This is a genomic window from Pantoea sp. PNT03 (genome assembly GCF_014852515.1).
GTDB classification, from domain to species: Bacteria; Pseudomonadota; Gammaproteobacteria; order Enterobacterales; family Enterobacteriaceae; genus Pantoea; species Pantoea leporis.
The window spans coordinates 855,877-872,760 of record NZ_JACVBT010000001.1 but is presented as its reverse complement, the minus strand read 5'-3'; the positions used below and the strand labels follow the sequence as shown (position 1 = coordinate 872,760).

Below are 16,884 nucleotides of genomic sequence, written 5' to 3'. Positions count from 1 at the left end.
ATTCAGCATCCGTTTTGCTGTTTGCGCAAATCGCTGGCGCTGTTGCGCAAGATGTTTTTATAATCCTCTGCACTTTATGAAACTTAAGCGAGTGCGCCATGATTGATCCAAAACTCCCCCTTACCGACATTCACCGCCACCTTGATGGCAATATCCGCGCACAAACCATTCTCGATTTAGGTCGTCAGCATAATCTTGCGCTGCCCGCTGAAACGCTTGATGCATTGCGTCCACATGTGCAGGTCACGGCTAATGAACCGGATCTGGTGAGTTTCCTGCAGAAACTCGACTGGGGCGTGAAAGTGCTGGGCGATCTTGATGCCTGTCGTCGTATCGCGCTGGAAAACGTCGAAGATGCGGCGCGCGCTGGCATTCACTATGCGGAACTGCGCTTCTCACCGGGCTACATGGCGATGACGCATCAACTGCCGATTGCCGGCGTGGTTGAAGCGGTGATTGATGGTGTGCGCGCCGGCATTCAGCAATACGGCGTTGATGTACGCCTGACCGGCATTATGAGCCGCACCTTTGGTGAAGAAGCTTGCCTGCGCGAGCTGGAAGCTTTGATGGCACATCGCGAGGGCATCACCGCCGTCGATTTGGCCGGTGACGAGCTAGGCTTCCCAGGCAGTGAATTCCTCAGCCACTTTAATCGTGCGCGTGACGCCGGTTTCCGCATTACCGTTCACGCCGGTGAAGCCGCAGGCCCGGAAAGCATCTGGCAAGCGATTCGCGAGCTGGGCGCGGAGCGTATTGGTCACGGCGTGAAGGCGATTGAAGACCGTGCATTGATGGATTTCCTTGCTGAGCAGCGCATTGGGATTGAGTCATGCCTCACTTCGAATATTCAGACCAGCACCGTTTCGTCGCTGAGCAGCCATCCGCTGAAAACCTTCCTGCAGCACGGCATTCTCGCCACCATTAACACCGACGATCCGGCGGTTCAGGGCGTTGAGCTGGCCCATGAGTATGAAGTGGCGGCACCGCAAGCGGGATTGACGGCAGAAGAGATGCGTCAGGCACAGGATAATGGTGTAACCATCGCGTTCCTGAGTGATGCAGAGAAAGCCGCGCTGCGCGCGCGCGTAGCGGGATAAAATATACCCTCTCCCTTTGGGAGAGGGTATAAAGCGAGTATTGGCGCTCCCATGGGAGTGCGAGTAAAGCGAATTAACGCAACGATAGGGTCTGACGCTTCTCGGCGGACTGCAAGCCCAGCTCGATCAACTCCATCACCTGAATCGCCTCTTCTGCCTGCACCGGATTCGCACCTGTGCCCGCAATCGCATCACGGATACCTGCGTAGTACGCCGGATAGTTACCTGGCAAGGTCAGCAGCTCTTTCTCCACCATCACATCGCCTTCCGCCAGCGTCAGCGTGCCGTTGCGCATGTCGTAGCCCCAATCTTCCTGCGGCGGACGTTCACCCGCTTTCAGACGATCTTCCTGCGGATCCAGCCCGTATTTCACGTAGCTGCCGCGCGTGCCGTGCACCACAAAGCGCGCGGATTCCGCCGCCACCAGCATGCTGGCATGCAGCACCACGCGACGCGTAGGATAGGTCAACACCGCATGGAAGTAATCGGTGGTTTGCGCGCCCGGACGCAGCTCTGCCATATCGACATTGATCGCGACCGGCGTGCCAAACAGCTGCAAAGCCTGATCCAGCACGTGCGGTCCGAGATCGAACCAAATGCCGCTGCCCGCGCCTTTCATTTCACGCCAGCGCTGACGCACTTCCGGACGGAAACGGTCAAAGTGGGATTCGAAGTAACGCACTTCGCCCAGCGTACCGTCGTTCAGCAGGGATTTCAGCGTCAGGAAATCGCTGTCCCAACGGCGGTTATGGAACACCGACAGCAGCAGACCTTTGGCTTTGGCCAGCGCATCCAGCTCACGTGCTTGTGACAACGTCACGGTAAACGGCTTATCGACCACCACGTGTTTACCGGCGTTGAGTGCCGCTTTGGCTAATGGGAAGTGGGTGTCATTCGGGGTCGGAATAACAATCAGTTGCAGTGTCGGGTCGTCCAGCAGCGCTTGTGGATCGGAAACCACCTGCACTGACGGCCAGTCAGCATGCACTTTGCTGGCATCGCTGCTTGAGATCGCCGCCAGCTCAACATCCGGCGTACCGGCGATCAAGGGTGCATGAAAGGTTTTGCTGGCAAAACCGTAGCCGATTAGGCCGACACGTAATTTATCGCTCATTCTCATTCCTCTTGTTCGTTACCAGACTGATTTAAGACGAATCAATCTATAAGAACAAGGCGGAATCACCTGAAAACTCAGGAAATAGCACTCCGTGCGGATTGCCAGCTCTCGTGCGCCACCAACGCATCCTGCGCATCCTGGCTGCGGCGGCGGAAGTCGCTGGGGCTGACGCCAACGCGTTTGCGGAACACGCGTGAGAAGTAAAGTTGGTCATCGTAGCCCACTTCACGCCCGACGGAAGCGATCGGTTCCTGAGTGGTTTGCAGCAGCAGTTTGGCGCGGATCACCCGCTGATCTTCGCGCCAGCGCAGCAGATTAATGCCCATTTGCTCGCGGAACAGATGCGCCAGGCGTGAAGGCGACAGGCAAACATGGCGCGCCACTTCTTCAATCTTCACTTCACCCGCCAGATGATTGGTGACGTACTGGCAAGCTTCAATCACGCGCGGATCGCGGATCTGTTGATGGCTACGCGGATCCTCTTCCACCGCGCGCAGCAGCAAGCGCTCCAGCAGATTCATCGCCAGCTCTTCGGCGAAGCGACGTCCGGAGTTGTGAGTTTGCTCGATGCTGGCGAACAGGCGATCAAACTCGGCACGCTGCGCTTCTGACAAATGCAAGCGCCCCACGCCCTGGCTCTCATCCTGCCACTGCAACCAATCGGTCCAGTAAGCGCGCGGGCGGAAATAGACCCAGCGATGGAACCAGCACGGGCTGTCTGGCGCGCGGCCGTAATAGTGCGGGGTTTTCGGTTGAAACAGCAGCAGATCGCCCGGCTCGCAGTCGAAGGCAGATTCGCCATCAAACACGCGCCCCTGACCTTTAATGGTCAGATTAAGGATGTAGCCTTTCATGCCGTGCGGACGATCGATAAAGAAATCGAGTGCGTCATTGGCATTAATTGGCGTTAAGCCTGCCACCAGCCAGGCATTGAACGCATAGCCCGGCAATAAGGGATTCTGCTGCTCACTTGGGGGTTCGCGATGGTACATAATGCCCTCACTTTTCCGTTTCGCGGCGCTAAGCGTGCCCACTTTCCGGCACGCTCAGCTTGGGTTATCAGGCGGCTTTACTTTTCTGTTTGTAGCGGTCAAAAATCACCGCCGCTAACAGTATCAAACCGCGCACTACATACTGTGAGAATGGCGAGATATTCAATAAATTCATCGCATTCTCAACCGTGCCCAGAATCAGCACGCCCGCCACTACGTATGAAATTTTGCCAATGCCGCCTTTCAGCGAGACGCCGCCTAATACGCAAGCCGAAATCACAATCAGCTCGTATCCGAGCGAGGTCATAGGCTGGCCGCTGGTCATGCGCGACGCCAGAATGATGCCCGCCGCCGCCGACACTAAACCGGACAGAATGAAGATAATGATGCGCGTGCGTACCACCGGCACGCCGGCCAGACGCGCTGCTTCTTCATTGCCGCCAATCGCCAGCGTGTTGCGACCAAAGGTGGTTTTGTTCAGCAGGAAACCGAACAGCACCATGGTAGCGATGGTGAGCCAAATCGGTGCCGGCACGCCGAGCCAGTTGGCGTATCCGAGGGTAAAGAAGCGCTCGTCTTCAATCCCCACCGCTTTGCCGTCGGAGAAGATGTAAGCCAGGCCGCGCACAATCTGCATGGTGGCCAGCGTGGTGATCAGGGCGTTGATTTTCAGCCGCGCAATGACGAAGCCGTTGATAAAACCGGTGGCCATGCCGAGCAGCAATCCGGCTGCCACGCCAATCCACAGGCTTTCGGTCATGTTGATCACCACCGCGGTGACCACACCGGCGCAGGCAATCACCGACGCCACGGACAGGTCAAAGTCGCCGGAAGCCAGGCAGAACAGCATGCCGCACGCCACCATGCCGGACATCGACATCGCCAGCCCGAGCCCTTTCATGTTGATGATAGAACCAAAGTTCGGCACGAAAATGGCACACACGATAAACAGCAGTGCGAACACCACCAGCATGCCGAAGTTGTCCCAAATCCGCCCCAGTTGCAGCCCGTTGCGCTGCACCGGTGGCGTGTTGGAAGTGGTAGATGAAGCCATTATTGCTCTCCTTTACATCAGGCCACGGCGGCCGCTTGAGTGGTTTTCGGCATCGCCAGGCTCAGCGTCAGCTGCTCTGTGGCCGTGTCATGGGACAGTTCACCGGCAATGGAACCTTCACGCATCACCAGAATGCGGTCAGCTAATCCCATCACTTCCGGCAGATCGCTGGAGGCAAACAGCACCGCAATCCCCTTTTTCGCCAGTTGATAAATCAGGTTGTAGATTTCGTGTTTAGCACCGACGTCAATGCCGCGCGTCGGCTCATCGAGCAGGATTACGTTCATCTCTTCCGACAGCCAGCGGCCCAGAATCGCCTTCTGCTGGTTGCCTCCGGAAAGATTCATGATCAGCTGCTGCGGGCCTGGCGTTTTAATGTTGAGTGAACGAATGTGGATATCGGCGTTTTTCGCTTCCCAGCTCGGTTTGATCAGGCAACCAGCGGTGAGATTGTGGCGACGCGCGCTGATGTTGATGTTATCGCGCACCGAATGCACCGGAATGATGCCTTCAGATTTGCGATCTTCCGGGCACAGCATGATGCCGGCGCGGATGGCGTCGATCGGCTGGCGAATGTTGAGCTTTTTGCCATCCAGCGTCACGTTGCCGCCGCGCAGTTTGGTGGCACCGAACAGCCCTTTCATCAGTTCACTGCGTCCCGCGCCCACTAAGCCAAACAGGCCAACGATTTCACCAGCACGCACCGTCAACGAAATCGGCGTGCGCACGCCCTTCGCCTCCACCGCGTCCAGCTGCAGGCGCACCGGGCCCAGTTCACGCGGCGCGTAACCATAAATATCCCCCAGATTGCGCCCCACCATCGCCTGCACCAGATCGTCGTGATGGGTGTTTTTCATGTCGGTGAAGGTGCGCACGTAGCGGCCATCTTTAAACACGGTGATGGCATCGCTCAGGGCAAAAATCTCCTCCATGCGATGCGACACGTACAACACGGTGCGGCCCTGCTCGCGTAGCTGACGGATGACGCGGAACAAGTGTTCAATCTCGCGCGCCGACAGCGAGCTAGTCGGTTCGTCAAAAGCGATGATGCGCGCGTTACGCGCCAGCGCTTTGGCGATCTCCACCATCTGCCATTGTCCGAGCGACAGATATTTCAGCGGCATGTCCGGATCGATATCCATGCCAAGATTTTGCAGCTGCAAACCGGCTTCATAGCGCAGCAGTTTGCGATTCACCAGACCGCGCTTGTGCGGCAGCTGGCCGAGATAGATATTTTCCGCCACGCTCATTTCCGGCACCAGATGCAGTTCCTGGTAAATGATCGCCACGCCGGCATCCAGCGCATCCACGGTGGTGTTGAAACTCTTCGGCTGGCCTTTAATGCGGATCTCGCCGCCGCTGGGCTGGTAGCTACCGCTGAGGATCTTCAACAGCGTTGATTTACCGGCACCGTTCTCCCCCATCAGCGCGTGCACTTCGCCGGAACGGCAGCTGAATGAGATGTCCTGCAGCGCTTTCACGCCGGGAAAGGTTTTGCTGATGCCATGAAACGACAGAAAGGCTTGATCAGTGTTCATGGTGACTCCTCTAAGCCTTCATGCTTCGCACTGTAACTGCGTTGGCTGCGTGAACTTACCCCGGTCACTTACAAAAGTAAGCTCCCGGGGATAAGTGCACTTGCCGCCTTGTTACAGCACGAATCATTTTGGCTAAACATTTAGATGGTGCTGCTCAAACAACGAACAACGTGATTACTTCAGCCCTTTCTTATCCAGCTCGGCTTTGAAGTTATCGCGGGTAATCAGCACCACATCGGTGACCTCGGTGAACTTCGGCGGCTCCTGATCTTTGGTCACCCAGTTGTAGAGCATCTCGCTGCTCTTATAACCGTGCACGTCCGGGCTTGGCAGCAGCGAACCGAAGAAACCGGTGGCGGATCCTTTCGACAGCTCACTCACCGCATCAACACCGTTAATGCCGATACCGATCACATCGGGCGCTTTAAAGCCCTGGCCTTCGGTGGCGCGAACGCCGCCCAGCACGGTGTTATCGTTCATGCCGAGAATCAGCCAGTGTTTCACTTCCGGATGCTGCACCAGCAGCGAGTTACCGGCGTCAAAGGCGCCTGGGATATCATTGGATTTGGTCGGCACCTGATAGATCTGCTTCTCCGGGAAACCGGCAACTTTCAGCGCGTCCATCGAACCGCTGGTGCGACGGCGTGCGGTGTCGAGTTCGTTCGCGGTGATAGCCATCACGCCGGTCTCTTTCACATCCCAACCGCGTTTCTGCATCTCTTTATACAGTTCCTGCCCCTGACGCTCGCCGATTTTGGTCGCCGCCATCATCACCAATGGCACGGTATCCATTGGCTTGCCTTTGGCGGTCACGAACTGGTCATCGACGGCAATCACTTTCAGACCGTAACCGCGCGCTTTGGCGACAATCGCGGAGCCGAGTTTCGGATCTGGCGTACAGATGACGAAGCCTTTCGCGCCGCTGGCGGCCAGGCTGTCGATGGCGTTGAGGGTTTTCTCACCGTCGGGCACGGCAATTTTGATCACTTCAAAGCCGAGATCCTTGCCGGCTTTATCCGCGAATTTCCATTCGGTCTGGAACCAGGGTTCCTCCGGTTGTTTAACGAGGAAACCGAGTTTCATGGTCTCGGCGATAGCGGATTGTGACATAACCGCAGCGAGACCTAGCGCCGCCAGCGTTTTAGTGAATTTATGCATGATGCTCTCCGGCATAATGTTGTTTTAGGCTGTTATTAACCAATCGGTGTAAACGCTACCAATCAAATCATTCTGTGGGGTACAGCTAAAAATCAGCGCGTTAGCGCAAAGGTTGTACAAAGGCTGCGCAAACGCTGGGCTAGTTGTAGCGGGAATGGACGGGAAAAATGTAGAGCGGTATCACATCCCAAAACGATGACAAAATCCTCCATATATTCAGCAAATTTAACCGGTCATTAACTTTTGCAGTGGATCACACATCCCCGCCGATGGCAGAAAAGTGCATATTCTCAGCGACTGATGACTAACCGCTTCTGCTGCCCCATTCCAGGATAGAGCCAGATAACTCACACAGGAGAATCCCAATGGGTGCTGGCGCCATAACAATTGGGCTGGATTTTGGCAGTGACTCGGTGCGTGCGCTGGCCGTGGACTGTCACAGTGGTAAAGAGCTGGAAAAAGCGGTGGTCAACTATGCAAGCTGGGCCAACGGCGAATTTTGCGATGCGCACGCCAACCGCTTTCGTCACCATCCGCAGGACTATATCGATGCGTTAGAGCAGGCGATTGTCACCGTGGTTAACGCCTTAACGCCTGAACAGCGCGCCGCCGTAGTGGGGATTGGCGTGGATTCCACCGGCTCGACGCCTGCGCCTATCGATCGTGATGGCAACGTGCTGGCGCTGCGCCCGGAATTCGCCACCAACCCCAATGCGATGTTCGTGCTGTGGAAAGATCACACTGCGATTGAAGAAGCCGAAGAGATCAATCAGCTGTGTCGTAGCGGTCGTTTCAACGATTACACCCGCTATATTGGCGGCGTCTATTCGTCGGAGTGGTTCTGGGCCAAGATACTGCACGTGTCACGCGCCGATGCTGCGGTACGTGAAGCGGCAGTGTCTTGGGTGGAACTGTGCGATTGGGTGCCCGCGCTCCTCAGCGGCACTACCGCACCCGCGCAGCTGCGTCGTGGACGCTGTGCCGCCGGGCACAAATCACTGTGGCATCCGGAGTGGCAAGGTTTGCCGCCGGCTGACTTCTTCCGCGCGCTCGATCCTCTGTTGGTCGAGCAGCTCGATTCCCCCTTATTCGCAGACACCTGGACCGCCGATGTGCCGGTGGGCACGCTCAGCAGCGAATGGGCGCAGCGCCTCGGCTTATCGCAACAGGTGATTCTTTCGGGCGGCGCGTTTGACTGCCACATGGGCGCGGTTGGTGCCGGTGCGCAGCCTTATACGCTGGTGAAAGTGATTGGCACCTCAACCTGCGACATTCTGATTGCCGACAGCGACACCGTTGGCGACCGCGCGATCAAAGGCATCTGCGGCCAGGTGGATGGCAGCGTGGTGCCGGGCGCGATAGGCTGCGAAGCCGGCCAATCGGCGTTTGGCGATATTTATGCCTGGTTCAGCCGCCTGCTCGGCTGGCCACTGCAGCAGGCGGCGCAGCACCATCCGGAGCTGCAACCGCAGTTAGCCGCGCTGCAAAAAGATCTGATCCGCAATCTCACCGAAGCCTGGGCGGCCAATCCGCAACTCGATCATCTGCCGGTGGTGCTTGACTGGTTCAACGGCCGCCGCACGCCAGACGCCAATCAGCGCTTAAAAGGCGTGATCACCGATCTCAATCTCGGCACCGATGCGCCCGCGCTGTTTGGTGGCCTGATCGCCGCCACCGCGTTTGGCGCACGCGCCATTATGGAGTGTTTCGAACAGCAGCAGATTCCAGTGCAGAGCATCCTGACGCTCGGCGGCATCGCCCGCAAATCCCCCGCCATCATGCAGGCGTGCTGCGACGTCATGAACCGTCCGCTGGATATCGTCGCCTCTGACGAATGCTGTGCGCTCGGCGCGGCCATTTTTGCCGCCGTGGCTGCGGGCGTGTATGCCGATGTGCCTGCCGCCCAGCAGGTGATGGCCAGTCCGATTGATGTGACGCTGCAACCCAACGCCGAGCGCGTGGTGGTTTATCAGCAACTTTATCAACGTTATCAAAACTGGTGCCAGGCTGCTGAACCGCAGTACGCTGCGCGCACCGCATCCGCTCAGTAAAGGAGAGATTTAATGGAACAGCACAACGTACAACAGGTGTGGTTTGTTATTGGTACGCAGCACCTTTACGGCGCGGAAACCTTGCGTCAGGTAGAACAGCACGCTCGCCAGGTAATGGACGGATTTAATCAGGCCGGCACCTTGCCGGTGTCGCTGGTGCTGAAGCCGCTGGTGAAATCACCAGACGAAGCGCTGGCATTGTGCCGCGACGCTAACCACGATAATCAGTGTGTCGGCATCATTACCTGGCTGCACACCTTCTCGCCGGCCAAGATGTGGATTGGTGGCCTGAGCATCCTGAATAAGCCGCTGCTGCAATTCCATACCCAGTTCAACGCGGAGATTCCGTGGGACAGCATGGATATGGACTTTATGAACCTTAACCAGACCGCGCACGGCGGCCGCGAGTTCGGCTTTATCGGCGCGCGCATGGGTTTGCAACACAGCGTGGTGACCGGTCACTGGCAGGATAAAGCCAGCCAGCAGCGCATCGGACGCTGGATCAATGCCGCGCTGGCAAAACAGGCCAGTCAGCAGCTGAAAGTGGCGCGCTTCGGCGACAACATGCGCGAAGTGGCGGTGACCGAAGGCGATAAAGTCGCGGCGCAGATTCAGTTTGGTTACTCCGTGAATGGCTGGGGCGTGGGCGATTTGGTCGAGGTGGTGAATAGCGTCAGCGATGGCGACGTCAACGCGCTAATCGATGAATACGAAAGCCAATATCGCTTCACCGATGCCGCCGCCGTCAATGGGGACAAACGTCAAAACGTACTGGATGCGGCACGCATTGAGCTGGGTCTGAAACGTTTCCTCGAAGCCGAGGGCTGCAAAGCCTTCACCACCAACTTTCAGACTTTGCACGGCATGACGCAACTGCCCGGTTTGGCGGTGCAGCGCTTGATGGGCCAGGGCTATGGGTTTGCCGGTGAAGGCGACTGGAAAACCGCCGCGCTGCTGCACATTCTCAAGATCCAGGCAGGCACACGCGCGGGCGGTACTTCCTTTATGGAGGATTACACCTATCACTTCTCACCGGGCAATGATTTGGTGCTGGGCTCGCACATGCTGGAAGTGTGCCCGTCCATCGCCAAAGAGGAGAAGCCGCTGATTGATGTGCAGTTCCTCGGCATTGGCGACAAAGCCGATCCGGCGCGCATGATCTTCTCCACGCCGGCCGGACGCGCGGTGAATGCCAGCGTCATCGATCTGGGCGATCGTTTCCGTTTGCTGGTGAATGTGGTGGATGCGATCGAACAGCCCAAACCGCTGCCAAAATTGCCGGTGGCCCGTGCGCTGTGGCGTGCCCAGCCGTCGCTGGCCACCGCATCAGAAGCCTGGATTCTGGCCGGCGGCGCGCACCACACGGTGTTCAGCCAGGCGCTGGATCTGGATGATATGTATCTGTACGGCGAGCTGAATGGCATTGAAGTGCTGGTGATTGATGAGGAGACGCGCTTACCGGCATTTAAAGATGCGCTGCGCTGGAATGAGGCGTATTACCGCCTGGCACGTTGATTTCGTCCTCTGCGATATTCCCCTCATCCTAACCTTCTCCCGCAAGCGGGAGAAGGAACCGTTTTATAAACGCTGTCACTCCGAACTCAACGTCTGCTTTTGCTTCAGGAAAGAGTGCTGCTTATCGCTGCACCGGCGGCTCCCTCTCCCGCGGCGGGAGAAGGAGCCTTTTTATAAACGCTGTCACTCCGAACTCAACGTATGCTTTTGCTTCAGGAAAGAGTGCTGCTTATCGCTGCACCGTCGGCTCCCTCTCCCGCGCGCGGGAGAGGGTTGGGGTGAGGGAAAGGCGGGTGAAGAAGTTAGGAGGTCAAACGCTTAACAGGTGCGTTCTGCTGGCGATCCCACATCACGGTGAGCAGGCGTTGCAGCGCGATAAATGCAAACAGCAGAATGCCGATGGCGATCTTGGTCCACCATGAACTCAAGGTGCCGTCGAAGTTAATCCACGTCTGAATCAATCCCTGAATCAACACGCCGAACAGCGTGCCCAACACCGTGCCCACGCCGCCAGACAACAAGGTGCCGCCAATCACCACCGAGGCAATCGCGTCCAGTTCCACACCCAATCCCGCTAGCGCATAGCCTGCCGAGGTATAAATGGAGAACACAATGCCCGCTAATGTCGCCAGCGTGGTCGACAACATATAAATCCTGATGGTGGTCGCGCGCGTTGACACGCCCATCAGCTGCGCCGAAGTCAGGCTGCCGCCAATCGCATACACCTGATTACCAAAGCGCGTACGGTGCGCCAGAATAATCCCGCCGAGTACCACCACCAGCATAATCAGCGCCAGCAAACTCAGGCGTCCGCCGCCAGGGATCTTCCACGCCAGACTCGACAGCGTGGTATAGAGCGGATGATCGATAGGAATCGAATTCTCCGACACCAGATAGCTGCAGCCGCGCAGGAAAAACATCCCCGCCAGCGTAATGATAAACGCCGGGATTTTCAGCGCATCGATCAGCCAGCCCATCATCGCGCCAAACAGCGCGCCCATCGCCAGCACCAGCGCAAACGCCAGAAGCGGATCGAGATGATAATCACCAATCACCCGTGCCAGGAACACGCCGCTAAAGGCAATCACCGCGCCCACCGACAGATCAATCCCGCCGGACAAAATCACGAACGTCATCCCCACGGCGATAATGCCGAGGAAAGCGTTATCGGTGAGGATATTGCAGATCACGCGCGTTGAAGCGAAGCCGGGAAATTGGCTCAGGCAAAACAGATAACCCGCCACAAACACCAGCAGCGTGATCATCAAGGGCAGATGACGTTTCATCATTTCGGGCGTCTCCGTTTCAACATGGCAATAAAGCGTGGCGACTGCAGCAGCAATACGCACATCACCACCACCGCTTTCACCACCTGATTGAGTTCAGGCTGGAAGCCGGACAGCAAAATACCGGTATTCATCGACTGAATAATCAACGCGCCAATCAGTGACAGCACCAGATTGAAGCGCCCGCCCATCAGCGAAGCACCGCCAATCACCACCGCCAGAATGGCATCCAGCTCCAGCCACAAACCGGCATTATTAGCATCGGCACCGCGAATATCCGCAGCGACGATCATGCCCGCCACCGCCGCGCACATGCCGCTAATCACATAGGTCGACATCACCACCAGCCAGCCATTCACACCGGCATTGCGCGCCGCGCGCAGGTTGATACCGACCGCTTCGATAAACAGTCCGAGCGCGGTTTTGCGCGTCAGCAGCCACACCACGAGCGCCACCAGCAGCGTAATCCATACCGGCACCGGCAGCAGCCACAGCGAACCGCTACCAAACCACGCCAGGCTATCGCTGTTGAAGGTAACGATTTGGCCCTGTGTAATCAGCTGCGCCACGCCGCGTCCCGCCACCATCAAAATCAAAGTGGCGACAAACGGCTGAATTTTTAGTAGCGCCACCAAAATGCCATTCCATAAACCGCAGGCCAGGCCGGTACCAAGCGTCGCCAGAATGATGAACGGCAAACTATGCCCCGCCACCGTCAAGGTCGCCGCCGTTGCGCCGGCAATCGCCATCACCGCGCCCACCGACAGATCGATGCCGCCGGTGGCAATCACCAGCGTCATGCCAATCGCCAGCAGCGCCACCGGCGCGGCGCGATTGAGGATATCAATCGGGCTGCCGAACAAACGGCCATCCTGAATGTGAATGGCAAAAAAGTTATTCGCCACCAGGCTATCCACCAGCAGCACCAGAATCAGCGCCACAATCTGCGGCATGCCAGGCGGCAGCTTCGGCTTACGCCGTTCGGGTTTGTCATGTGTCATAGGGGATTCAAGCATGTTGTGCTCCTCCATCGGCGATGGCGTTGACGATCGCGGCCACCGACAGCTGCTCCAGCGGGATTTCGGCCACCTGCTTCAAATCGCGCATGATCAACACGCGATCGGCATAGCCCACCAGTTCTTCGAGTTCAGAGGAGATAACCAGTAGCGCCAATCCGTCGGCGCACAGGGTTTCAATTAAGCGAATGATTTCGGCGTGCGCACCGACATCGATGCCGCGCGTTGGCTCGTCGAGGATCAGAAATTGCGGTTTGGTCACCAGCCAGCGCGACAGCAGCACCTTCTGCTGATTGCCGCCGGACAACAGCTCAACCGGCTGTTCGGCATGCGGCGTGCGAATGCCGAGACTCTTGATAAAGCGCTCGGCGATCTCCTGCTGCTCACGACGCTTGATCGGTCGCAGCCAGCCGCGCTGCGCCTGCAGCGCCAGAATGATATTTTCGCGCACCGATGCGCCACCAATGATGCCGTCGGTTTTACGATCTTCCGGACAGAAACCCATACCGAGGCGCGAAGCCTTGGCGGGCGTGCGGATGTTCTGCACTTTGCCCTTGATGGTCGCGGTGCCGCGATCGGCCCGGCGAATGCCAAACAGCACTTCGGCGGTTTCGGTACGGCCTGAACCGAGCAGTCCGGCCAGTCCCACCACTTCACCCGGACGTACCTGCAGGTTGAACGGTTCAATGGTGCCCTTCTTGCCGTAATTTTCAAACGACACCACCGGCTGATTGCTGCGCAGCGTGCTGCCCTGACGCTGCAAAGCGGTTTCCAGCAGCTCGCGTCCCAGCATCAGCTTGATCAGTTCAATCTGCGGCAGTGTGGCGGTATCGCGCGTGGCAATAAACTGGCCGTTACGCAGCACGGTGATGCGATCGGTAATGCGGTAAACCTGGTCGAGAAAATGGGTAACAAAAATCAGGCTCATCCCTTTGGCTTTTAGCTGCGCCATCAAGGTAAACAGCATTTCGACTTCATTGGCATCGAGGCTGGCGGTCGGTTCATCAAGGATCAGCACCTGCGCGGAGAGATCGACCGCGCGGCAAATCGCAATGATCTGCTGCATCGCCACCGAGTAATGCCCCAGCGGACGCGTTACGTCGAGTACAAAGCCGTAGTTGCGCATCAGCGCATCGGCGTCGCGCACCATGCGCTTGCGATCAATCATGCCGAAGCGACGCGGCTCGCGGCCAATGTACAAATTATCCGCCACCGACATATTCGGCAGCAGATTCACTTCCTGATAAACCGTGCCAATGCCCATCTCCTGTGCATCGGCGGTGTTGTGCGGCGTAATCGCCTTGCCGTTCAGGGTTACCGTGCCGGCATCGCGGGTATACACGCCTGTCAGGACTTTAATCAGCGTGGATTTGCCCGCGCCGTTTTCGCCCAGCAACGCCATGATCTCGCCCTTGCGGATGCTGAACGAGACATTATCCAGCGCCTTCACGCCGGGAAAGCCTTTGCTGACGCCGCTAATGGTCAGCAGTGCGGTTTCATCGGAGGTGCTCATCAGGTTCTACCTCGCCTTACGTCATCAAAAACCGCCCCGAAGGGCGGTTGCGGGGATCAGTAACCCATGCCTTTTTTGGTATCGAGCTGCGCCTGTGCGGAGTCCGGCAGATACAGTTTCGATTCTGTTTTGATGATTTTCGGCGGCATCGTGCCGTCTTTCTTGAATTTCTCCAGCGCGTCGAATGCCGGACCGGCCATATTAGGCGTCAGCTCCACGTTGGCATTGGCTTCACCGGCCAGCATCGCTTTATAGATATCGGGCACGCCATCAATCGAACCGGTCAGGATATCTTTGCCTGGCTTGAGGCCAGCTTCTTTAATCGCCTGAATCGCACCGATCGCCATATCATCGTTATGCGCGTAAACCATGCAGATGTTCTTGCCGTTGTTTTCCGCCTTGATAAAGCTCTCCATTACCTCTTTACCTTTACTGCGGGTAAAGTCACCGGACTGCGAGCGAATCACTTTGATATTGTCGTGGCCGGCGATGGCTTCGGCGAAGCCTTTCTTACGGTCAATCGCCACGCTGGCGCCGACGGTACCTTGCAACTCGACGACGTTACATTTTTTGTCCGCGACCGTTTTCACCAGCCAGTCGCCAATCAACTTGCCTTCCAGCACGTTGTCCGCAGTGACCACCGCCATGTACAGCGATTTGTCTTTCACCACGATGGCGCGATCGAGTAAGAACACCGGGATTTTGGCGTCTTTGGCTTCTTCCAGCACCGGTTCCCATCCCGTTTGCACCACCGGCGCAATGAAAATGGCATCAACGCCCTGCGCGATGAACGAGCGCACCGCTTTGATTTGGTTCTCTTGTTTCTGCTGGCCATCGGCGATTTTCAGCGTGATACCGCGCTTTTGCGCTTCACTTTTTGCCACATTGGTTTCTGCTGAACGCCAGCCAGATTCCGACCCAACCTGTGAGAAGCCCACCGTCATATCAGCAGCCAACACCGACGTACTCAGTGCCGAGCTCACCATGGCGGTCAAGAGTAAACGTTTCCACATAATTTCATTCCTCTGAAGGGAGTGTGTTGTAGGGGTACAAAACGCGAATTAAGCCTGGCTGAAAAGCGCGTAAACAAGCGCGACATACTTCACAAATCAGAGTGAATTAAAGGAGTTACGTGAACAGGCAATGCTTTATAGATCGTGGCATTATGGACAAAATGCCTGCTAATTATTGCGGAGGGCGTTAAATAAATGTAATAAACAGAATCGGTTATGCTTCTCACTTCTGGAAACGATTACAGCGGGCGCGTAAAGAATGGTTATTGTCTGCAGCGACAATCAATTATTGGTTTTGTGACTGCTCGCACAGAATGTGAGTGCCGGTTTCACGGCGTGTGCATTAATTTGCCGACCAGAGCGGAATAAACAGCGGATTCATTCGCAGCACGATCGCAAATACCTATTATAGAGACGGAGAAATAACGGCTTTCCAATCATGCGTTAATAGCGTGAGATTTTCTCACAAGCCCGCTAAATACCGGCCTGAATTTGCCTTAAATCGTACTTTATATGCGCGTTTAAAACGCGTAAAAGGCAAAAAAGTGTCGTTTCATGAGCGAATTAGCGCATGTTGTCTGAATTTTGTATTTTTTTATGAGTCGCGTATGGACTCTCGCCGCGTGCTCCCTATACTTGGGCACTTCCAAGTACTTTATATTTAAATGGCAATCATGACTGCATTAGATTACCTGCTGAAATTCCGCAAAGTGAATAATCTCGATAGTCTGGAAAAACTCTACGACCATCTGAATTATTCGCTGACTGATGATAAAGAGATCATCAATATGTATCGCGCCGCCGACCATCGACGTGCTGAACTGGTCTCTGGCGGACGTCTGTTCGATATGGGCCGCGTGCCGAAAACCGTCTGGCGTTACGTGATCTAATTGATTTATCCCCTCTCTATCTGCGCTCTTGCGTTGTCCAGGTCGGGCGTGCCCCGTTTGGACATGATACGCTCTGCATCGCCCTCTTCTCTGCAAACAGGATCTTGTCGATGACCCAACTGGTGAACCCGCCACGTATTGCTGGCTGGCTACTGCTGCCGCTGGCGTGGCTGATTATGACCATGCTGACCAGTGCGCTGGTGGTGGCAATGTATCTGAGCCCGCTGTTTAAACCCGAATTACGCACGACGCTGTTCTCACACGGCGGCACTTTGCTGACGCAATGGTCGATCTCGCTGCTGACTGCTGCGGTGGTATGGGCGTATAGCATTTGGGTGTGCTGGATTTTCTGTAAACGTTCGCGTCGCTTACCGCGCCATTACATTCTGTGGCTGCTGATGACCATCTTGCTGGCGTTAAAAACCTTTGCCTTCACGCCGGTGGCCGATGGCAAAGCGATTCAGACTTTACTGCTGTCGCTGCTGGCGGCTGCGGTGTTTGTGCCCTATTTCAAACGCTCTCAGCGCGTAAAACAGACGTTTATCCAGCCATAATGACGTGAGTTTCGTCAGCAATTTAATTCTGAGTGCTCTCAATGCTCACACAAACCCGTTGAAGGTTGAGATGCACCTCTCAATTCCGGA

At 56.5% G+C, this 16,884-nt stretch carries 14 protein-coding genes; 5 read left to right on the top strand and 9 right to left on the bottom strand.

Annotated features, from left to right (window positions below; translation table 11 throughout):
• Positions 1 to 98: 98 nt before the first annotated feature.
• The gene (add, locus tag IB226_RS04145; protein ID WP_192233691.1) at positions 99 to 1,097 is read left to right on the top strand and encodes an adenosine deaminase; all 999 of its coding nucleotides are present in this window, start codon (positions 99 to 101) and stop codon (positions 1,095 to 1,097) included.
• 73 nt (positions 1,098 to 1,170) lie between these two features.
• On the opposite strand, the gene IB226_RS04140 is transcribed toward add, so the two are convergent.
• The 5 genes from IB226_RS04140 to IB226_RS04120 all read right to left on the bottom strand — a co-directional run bounded on the left by IB226_RS04140 (position 1,171) and on the right by IB226_RS04120 (position 6,956).
• Positions 1,171 to 2,211 (bottom strand): oxidoreductase, encoded by a 1,041-nt coding sequence (locus IB226_RS04140; protein ID WP_061720150.1) that lies wholly within the window; start codon positions 2,209 to 2,211, stop codon positions 1,171 to 1,173.
• Positions 2,212 to 2,288: 77 nt separating this feature from the next.
• Positions 2,289 to 3,206, bottom strand: a complete 918-nt coding sequence (gene araC / locus IB226_RS04135; protein ID WP_101764513.1) for an arabinose operon transcriptional regulator AraC — start codon at positions 3,204 to 3,206, stop codon at positions 2,289 to 2,291.
• Positions 3,207 to 3,273: 67 nt separating this feature from the next.
• Positions 3,274 to 4,260, bottom strand: coding sequence for an L-arabinose ABC transporter permease AraH (araH, locus tag IB226_RS04130; RefSeq protein ID WP_008110235.1), 987 nt, complete (start codon positions 4,258 to 4,260; stop codon positions 3,274 to 3,276).
• 17 nt (positions 4,261 to 4,277) lie between these two features.
• The gene (gene araG, locus IB226_RS04125; protein ID WP_192233689.1) at positions 4,278 to 5,798 is read right to left on the bottom strand and encodes an L-arabinose ABC transporter ATP-binding protein AraG; all 1,521 of its coding nucleotides are present in this window, start codon (positions 5,796 to 5,798) and stop codon (positions 4,278 to 4,280) included.
• A 174-nt stretch (positions 5,799 to 5,972) separates the two neighbouring features.
• On the bottom strand, positions 5,973 to 6,956 hold the full coding sequence (locus IB226_RS04120; RefSeq protein WP_192233687.1) for an arabinose ABC transporter substrate-binding protein: 984 nt from the start codon (positions 6,954 to 6,956) through the stop codon (positions 5,973 to 5,975).
• A gap of 365 nt (positions 6,957 to 7,321) precedes the next feature.
• Between IB226_RS04120 and IB226_RS04115 the strand changes: the two genes are divergently transcribed.
• Together IB226_RS04115 and araA are read left to right on the top strand one after the other, a co-directional pair.
• Complete coding sequence (locus IB226_RS04115) at positions 7,322 to 9,007, top strand: ribulokinase (RefSeq protein ID WP_192233685.1); 1,686 nt, start codon at positions 7,322 to 7,324, stop codon at positions 9,005 to 9,007.
• Between the two features lie 12 nt (positions 9,008 to 9,019).
• Positions 9,020 to 10,522, top strand: a complete 1,503-nt coding sequence (gene araA / locus IB226_RS04110; protein WP_192233683.1) for an L-arabinose isomerase — start codon at positions 9,020 to 9,022, stop codon at positions 10,520 to 10,522.
• 302 nt (positions 10,523 to 10,824) lie between these two features.
• Here araA and yjfF read toward each other — a convergent pair whose 3' ends face one another.
• Genes yjfF through ytfQ form a run of 4 tightly spaced genes read right to left on the bottom strand, consistent with a single transcriptional unit; the run spans position 10,825 to position 15,350 of the window.
• Positions 10,825 to 11,811, bottom strand: a complete 987-nt coding sequence (yjfF, locus tag IB226_RS04105; RefSeq protein ID WP_101764518.1) for a galactofuranose ABC transporter, permease protein YjfF — start codon at positions 11,809 to 11,811, stop codon at positions 10,825 to 10,827.
• Positions 11,808 to 12,824, bottom strand: a complete 1,017-nt coding sequence (ytfT, locus tag IB226_RS04100) for a galactofuranose ABC transporter, ATP-binding protein YtfT (protein WP_101764519.1) — start codon at positions 12,822 to 12,824, stop codon at positions 11,808 to 11,810. The genes yjfF and ytfT overlap by 4 nt, the downstream gene beginning before the upstream one ends.
• On the bottom strand, positions 12,817 to 14,337 hold the full coding sequence (locus IB226_RS04095) for a sugar ABC transporter ATP-binding protein (RefSeq protein ID WP_192233681.1): 1,521 nt from the start codon (positions 14,335 to 14,337) through the stop codon (positions 12,817 to 12,819). The genes ytfT and IB226_RS04095 overlap by 8 nt, the downstream gene beginning before the upstream one ends.
• Positions 14,338 to 14,393: 56 nt before the next feature.
• Positions 14,394 to 15,350 (bottom strand): galactofuranose ABC transporter, galactofuranose-binding protein YtfQ, encoded by a 957-nt coding sequence (gene ytfQ, locus IB226_RS04090; RefSeq protein WP_008110249.1) that lies wholly within the window; start codon positions 15,348 to 15,350, stop codon positions 14,394 to 14,396.
• A 674-nt stretch (positions 15,351 to 16,024) separates the two neighbouring features.
• Between ytfQ and ydgT the strand changes: the two genes are divergently transcribed.
• Together ydgT and IB226_RS04080 are read left to right on the top strand one after the other, a co-directional pair.
• The gene (gene ydgT / locus IB226_RS04085) at positions 16,025 to 16,240 is read left to right on the top strand and encodes a transcription modulator YdgT (RefSeq protein ID WP_167391211.1); all 216 of its coding nucleotides are present in this window, start codon (positions 16,025 to 16,027) and stop codon (positions 16,238 to 16,240) included.
• Positions 16,241 to 16,350: 110 nt separating this feature from the next.
• Positions 16,351 to 16,794, top strand: coding sequence for a DUF2569 domain-containing protein (locus IB226_RS04080; protein WP_101764523.1), 444 nt, complete (start codon positions 16,351 to 16,353; stop codon positions 16,792 to 16,794).
• The last annotated feature ends 90 nt before the right edge of the window (positions 16,795 to 16,884 follow it).